The following is a 746-nucleotide window of genomic DNA, read 5'->3' on the forward strand; positions in this document are numbered from 1 at the left end:
TAGTGTTTTATGTTCAGATAATGCCCGATGACTTTGTCATGCAGCTCCACCGATTTTGAGAACGACAGCGACTTCCGTCCCAGCCGTGCCAGGTGCTGCCTCAGATTCAGGTTATGCCGCTCAATTCGCTGCGTATATCGCTTGCTGATTACGTGCAGCTTTCCCTTCAGGCGGGATTCATACAGCGGCCAGCCATCCGTCATCCATATCACCACGTCAAAGGGTGACAGCAGGCTCATAAGACGCCCCAGCGTCGCCATAGTGCGTTCACCGAATACGTGCGCAACAACCGTCTTCCGGAGCCTGTCATACGCGTAAAACAGCCAGCGCTGGCGCGATTTAGCCCCGACATAGCCCCACTGTTCGTCCATTTCCGCGCAGACGATGACGTCACTGCCCGGCTGTATGCGCGAGGTTACCGACTGCGGCCTGAGTTTTTTAAGTGACGTAAAATCGTGTTGAGGCCAACGCCCATAATGCGGGCAGTTGCCCGGCATCCAACGCCATTCATGGCCATATCAATGATTTTCTGGTGCGTACCGGGTTGAGAAGCGGTGTAAGTGAACTGCAGTTGCCATGTTTTACGGCAGTGAGAGCAGAGATAGCGCTGATGTCCGGCAGTGCTTTTGCCGTTACGCACCACCCCGTCAGTAGCTGAACAGGAGGGACAGCTGATAGAAACAGAAGCCACTGGAGCACCTCAAAAACACCATCATACACTAAATCAGTAAGTTGGCAGCATCACC

General features: G+C 53.8%; 1 protein-coding gene. It reads right to left on the bottom strand.

What is annotated here, in order from left to right; all coding sequences use genetic code 11:
• A protein-coding gene (locus RYZ59_RS24575) for an IS1-like element IS1A family transposase (RefSeq protein WP_244585561.1) occupies positions 1-691 on the bottom strand; the annotation gives its coding sequence in 2 pieces (ribosomal slippage) (positions 1-442 and positions 442-691; 692 coding nt annotated over the 2 pieces). This gene is flagged as partial in the annotation.
• Between the last annotated feature and the right edge of the window lie 55 nt (positions 692-746).

It is taken from the genome of Citrobacter sp. HN-141 (assembly GCF_033341895.1).
Taxonomy (GTDB): Bacteria; Pseudomonadota; Gammaproteobacteria; order Enterobacterales; family Enterobacteriaceae; genus Citrobacter.